This window comes from Pseudomonadota bacterium (assembly GCA_034660915.1).
Lineage (GTDB): Bacteria > Desulfobacterota > Anaeroferrophillalia > Anaeroferrophillales > Anaeroferrophillaceae > DQWO01.
Genome location: JAYEKE010000037.1, coordinates 1 through 5,165 on the forward strand (window position 1 = coordinate 1; position 5,165 = coordinate 5,165).

The 5,165-nt window shown below is 48.5% G+C and carries 4 protein-coding genes; 1 reads left to right on the forward strand and 3 read right to left on the reverse strand.

Annotated elements, in window-relative coordinates; translation table 11 throughout:
• Nucleotides 1-1,509: fibronectin type III domain-containing protein (locus tag U9P07_02085; protein MEA2108195.1), on the forward strand; the 1,509-nt coding region annotated here is incomplete at its 5' end.
• On the opposite strand, the gene U9P07_02090 is transcribed toward U9P07_02085, so the two are convergent.
• From U9P07_02090 to U9P07_02100, 3 genes are all read right to left on the reverse strand, one after another.
• The gene (locus U9P07_02090; protein MEA2108196.1) at nt 1,458-3,593 is read right to left on the reverse strand and encodes a tetratricopeptide repeat protein; all 2,136 of its coding nucleotides are present in this window, start codon (nt 3,591-3,593) and stop codon (nt 1,458-1,460) included. The two genes, U9P07_02085 and U9P07_02090, sit on opposite strands and share 52 nt — an antisense overlap.
• A gap of 16 nt (nt 3,594-3,609) precedes the next feature.
• Nucleotides 3,610-4,644 carry a hypothetical protein gene (locus tag U9P07_02095; GenBank protein ID MEA2108197.1) on the reverse strand — a complete coding sequence of 345 codons (1,035 nt, stop codon included), beginning with the start codon at nt 4,642-4,644 and terminating at the stop codon, nt 3,610-3,612.
• A 262-nt stretch (nt 4,645-4,906) separates the two neighbouring features.
• Nucleotides 4,907-5,165 (reverse strand): DUF4143 domain-containing protein (locus tag U9P07_02100; protein MEA2108198.1); only part of this gene is annotated, 259 nt, incomplete at its 5' end.

Sequence of the window (5,165 nt, forward strand, 5' to 3'; positions counted from 1 at the left end):
ATTACGAGTCATCAGGTTGCGCTTTCCGGGTTGCAGCCAGGCACTACGTATCACTACAGGGTAACAAGTTCCGACAGTTCAAATAATTCTGCGGAAAGTGCTGATTTTACCTTTACCACAGAAGAATACATTGCGCCGGATACCACCGCGCCGGTTATCAGTAATGTTGGAGCAAATAATATTACAACGACCTCAGTCACGATTACCTGGACAACGAATGAATCGGCGACCAGCCGTGTTGATTACGGTGAAATTGCTGATTATGGCCAGCAGCAAACGCAAACAGCCTTGACGACCAGCCATCAGGTTGCACTTTCCGGGTTGCAGCCAAACACTACGTACCACTACAGGGTAACAAGTTCTGACAGTTCAAGTAATTCTGCGGAAAGTGCTGATTTTACCTTTACCACAGAAGAATACATCGCGCCGGATACCACCGCGCCGGTTATTAGTAATGTTGGAGCAAATAATATTACGATAACAACCGCCACGATTACCTGGACGACTGACGAACAGGCAACCAGCCAGGTTGTTTACGGTGAAACTATTGGCTATGGTCAGCAAGAATCACAAACATCCCTGATTACGAGTCATCAGGTTGCGCTTTCCGGGTTGCAGCCAGGCACTACGTATCACTACAGGGTAACAAGTTCCGACAGTTCAAGTAATTCTGCGGAAAGTGCTGATTTTACCTTCACCACCACTCAGGATGCAGGTGGCGAGGTAACTTTTACTTCTCTGCAGAGTTTTGAAGATGGGTCTCTCTGGGTGCCGGGCGGCGGCCAGGATTCGACTGGGAATGGTCGTGGATGGGCGTTTCTGGATGCCGGCAGCAGTGCTGACATTGCGATTGACTCATCTATCGGTGCCAATAATACCAGTAAATCTCTAAAGATCACATTTGATTCGAATAATCCACAGATATATTTCAGATCAAACGACAAGATTACAGACCATATGCCGGAAGCTGCCGGAGCCAATCGAATGAGTTTTTATGTCCGCTTTCCGGCGGGTTTCCCGATTCAGACCTTGCCCTTCCGTTATGATACCTGGCAGTTGGGGACCTATATTCATGATCCTGGTGATTGGAGCGATACATATCAGGCAACATCGGAAGATGATTATGGCATTCACCATTATTACCACCGGTTAACCATGGAAGAGGTTGGCGATGGCTGGGTAAAATATATTGTAACCACCCAGCCGGATCAGGCCAATTACAGCGGCAGCACAGTGCCGCCGGATATTTCCCATTATTTTGACAGCTTCGGCCGGTTTTATTTTCACTTTGGCCCGGAAGCCGGCGGCCCGGCTGTTCCCAGTCCCTTTACCATCTGGATTGACGAAATCAAATTTTATCATGATGACGGTACAGTGGGTGGGCAAATCCATCTTGGCGGTCAGGATGATGTGGGGTTTGATGGGGAGTTTATTGCTGATTCCGGTGGTGGAGTCCCTCAGCCGGATATTATACCGCCGGATCCGCCAACCGGCTTGGGAGTGGAGTGAGTGCTTTTTTGCAGGATTTTGTAGTGGGAGAGAATATCGGGATTGTCGGGTGCGAGTTCCAGGGCTTTTTTCAGCATCCATTCCGCGCGGTCCGGCATATCTTTTTTGAAGTATATCCAGCCCAGGGTATCGGTGACTGCCGGATTGTCGGGCTGGTATTCATAGGCCAGCTGGGCCAGCCGTAAAGCCTCGTTGATCTTTTCCGGCTGATGTTCACAATAGAGCCAGGCAAGGTTGTTGGCCAGGCCTGGTGATTCCGGCGTAATCGTGAGCCCCTCCTGAAGGATGATAATGGCCTTGCTGGTCTGGCCTTCTTGGTCATAAATTTGTGCCAGCCTTATCCTGGCTTCCGGAAAATCATGGACCCTGCTGATGGCTTTCAGCAGGGTTTTTTTCAGCTGTTCACGGTCGTGCTGATAGAGAATGAAAAGTTTCAAAAAAGCAGTTCTGGTTGCAAAATCGGAATCAAGCATCCTGGTGAAGGTTTTAATAGCCGCCGTTTTATTGCCGGTCTGTAGCTGGATTTCGCCCAGAATAGAGGATAGGTAGTGGTTTTCCGGATTTTTTTGTATTTTCCGTTTGATGAATGCCACCGCCTGGTGGTGTTTTTTTTCTTTCATGAGGCTGTGGACAAAAAGTTCCATGGCGTCAGTTGGCATCGTGTTCTGCTGTAGATCCTGCAGCAGTTTTCTGGTTTCATCCTGGTTGCCGCTGCCAAACGCGGCCTTTGCCAGGCCGAAAATGGGCGTGGGTGTTTTCAGGTTGAGCAGCAGTGCGGTTCGATAGCTGGTTGATGCCTGGTTGAAATCTTTCTGGGCTAAATAAAGATTGCCCATGATTAAGTGGGCGCGAAAATTTTCCGGCTCCATTTCTTCAACTCTGCGGGCATGGATCATGGCCGGCTCGAAGTCGCCGGCCTGGTAATACGAGTCGGCCAGGGTCAGTTCGGCTTCGGAAAATCCGGGGCTTAATTCAAGGGTTTTTCGGAGATTTTTCCGGCCGAGATTATCCATCCCGCGTGCCAGGAACGAAAGGGCAAGAAAGTAATGGCCATTGGGTATGGTTGGTTCTTTTTCCAGTATTCCCTGGAAAAGTGAGGTCGCGCGGTGGTATTCGCCATTGAAAAGGGCCACCTTGCCCTTGAGCAGCATTAAGTCAATCTCTTTTTCTTCCGTTGCAGTGAGAGAACTGAGCAGGGATTCTGCCTGGTGGAATTGACGCCCGGCCAGAAAGGTTTCGGCCAGCATTTTCCTGGCATACTGATTTTCGGGTGCTTGTTCGAGAATCTTTTCAAGGACATTTATACTTTCTTCCTGTTTCCCGGTTTCAAAATAAAATCCGGCCAGTTTTATCCGCAGGTGAATATTTTCGGCATCGTGGCTGATTGCCTTGATGAGGTATGATTCTGCCTGCGGGTAATCGTCTTTCAACTGTTCGTAGTGGCTCATCTGGACAAGTATTTCAGCCGCGGTGGGTGCCTGGCCGGCTAATTCCTGAAAAATTTCTTCGGCTTTATTTTTCTGATGTTGGCCGAGGAGACATACCGCCAGTCTGGCCAGGGCCACCTGGCTTTTGTCCTCCCGCGATAATGCCTGCTGGTAGTAATGCTCGGCGCCGGCAAAATCACTCCTGGCGGCCAGTAAGTCACCGGCAAAGATAAAACTTTCGGTGGTTGTTAGTTTATCCCGGCATTTTTTATAGCTTTCCGTGGCCGCCCTGATATCCAGGAGCTGGAGCTGGATTCTGGCAACCTGCAGCCAGACATCCCAGGCTTTTGGTTGACGCCGCAAAAGTTTGCCATAGGTTGTCAGGGCCTGGTGGTAATCTGCCTGGTTGAAGTAGAGTCGGCCGATTTTTCGGTATAATTTCAGGTTGTCCGGCTGGATATCCATGGCTTTTTGCCAGTCGTGCAGGGCCAGTGAATATTCATGGTCGGCATAATGGGCATTGCCGGACTGGAGCCAACGCGCTTCCGGAGGGGTTTTTTCCGTTTTGCAGGCGGAAATTATGATGAGTAGAAGCAGAAGCAGGAGTTGTGAGCGCTTCAGGAGCGGGAATATATATTGTTTGAAAATTAAAAGCACGTGGTTCCTTTTTTTGTTAAAAGCCCAAAAGGGCGCGAATAATTTTTAAAATAAAGTCCAGGGCGAAGATGATCAAAATCGCAAAAATAGCGGCTTCGATCCAGTGATCTATAATGTATTGCCGGAAAGAAAGGATAAATTTGGTAAAATTATCGTTGATGTCAGGCTGTAGTTTGTTGTTTTTATTTTCAGTTCCATTTTTCGTCTGTGGGCTTTCCTGCTTACAGGAATTGTTTCCCCGGGGGTCAGTCTGGCTGTTTTGCTCGGTGAGTGCGGACGGCGACAGCCGCCCATTGCGATAAGTAGAGTAATGGCTGCTATAGCCCGGAAGCTGCCAGCTGGCTCTGATGGAAGACGAGTTTTTTTTGTATTGCTGAATTCCTGATGTGGCTGCCGGTGTTTTTGTTTGTTCAGGTTTATCTCGGTTGATCTCTGCTGCCAGTATGAGCGGGCGCGGGTTGAGGGATATTCTTTTTTCCAGCCTCTTGAAATTGTTGTAATAGGAAATAAATGGTTTGTAGGACGGGGTGTTGTTTGGTTGCTGGGCGGTTTGTTGCTGATCTTCCTGGAGGGATGTTGTTTCTTGTGGCGGCATGAAAGATTTAAAATGGTCGGCTGCCGGTGTATGGTGGCCAAGGTGTTCGATGGCGCTTTTCTGGATGGCGGCGTATTCTTCCAGAAGTTTTTTAAGTTTAAGGTTGGCATAGAGCAGGTTGGCCAGGGGATCTTTGGCCGGTTCGGCGGGGTGACTGAAAAGCCCGAAAATGGGCAGGTTGGCGTCTATTATGTCGGCGGGAATGAAATAGTCGGAATGGGGGAGCAGGGTTGGGATATTCGTGTTCCGCTTTGCGGAGGTGCTGTCATAAAATTGGACGGTAAAGAGATCTTTTTTGTTGCTTGGGGGGGCGTATTTTCTTAAATCATTGATGGTGGTGACTGTTGAGCTTCCCTCATCAAGCCAATAGGCGCCGGCGTTCTTTTCCCATGCGGGGAGGAGGAAGGTGGTAAACAGTATTATTGTGAGCTGGATGAGGATGAAAAGTTTTGACAAGGGATTGTTTATTTTTATTGTTTTTATATCAATGGTTTATTAGAAAATGGGACGATGAACTTATCGCAAAATCAGCCAGTTATGTCAATAAAAAGAAGGGATGGAGTGTAAGCTGTAAGATACTGCTGTAAGGAATTATGGGGAATTATGGGGACAGGATACTTAATTATTGGGAAACCATCAATAATTAAGGTCCAGTCCCCACAATTCTGTGTTCAGGCATTTCTCGCGGTCGATTTTACCGCCGGCTTTTTTGGGCAGATTAAAAAATAGCACCGCTTTCCTGCCAGCCGGTGATCCGGATGTCATTGTGCCGGTAGCTTTCATCGCCACCATAGATGAGAGTGGGAGTGGTGTAGATGTCTTTGGCCAGGGAAAGCCATTTTTTCAGACCGGCAGTTGATTCTTTGGTCAGGGTTTTACCGGATTTGATTTCCAGGGGCATCAGTCTGCCGTGTTGTTCAGCGATGACGTCCACTTCATTGCCGTTACTATCCCGCCAGAAAAACAGGTCCGCCCGT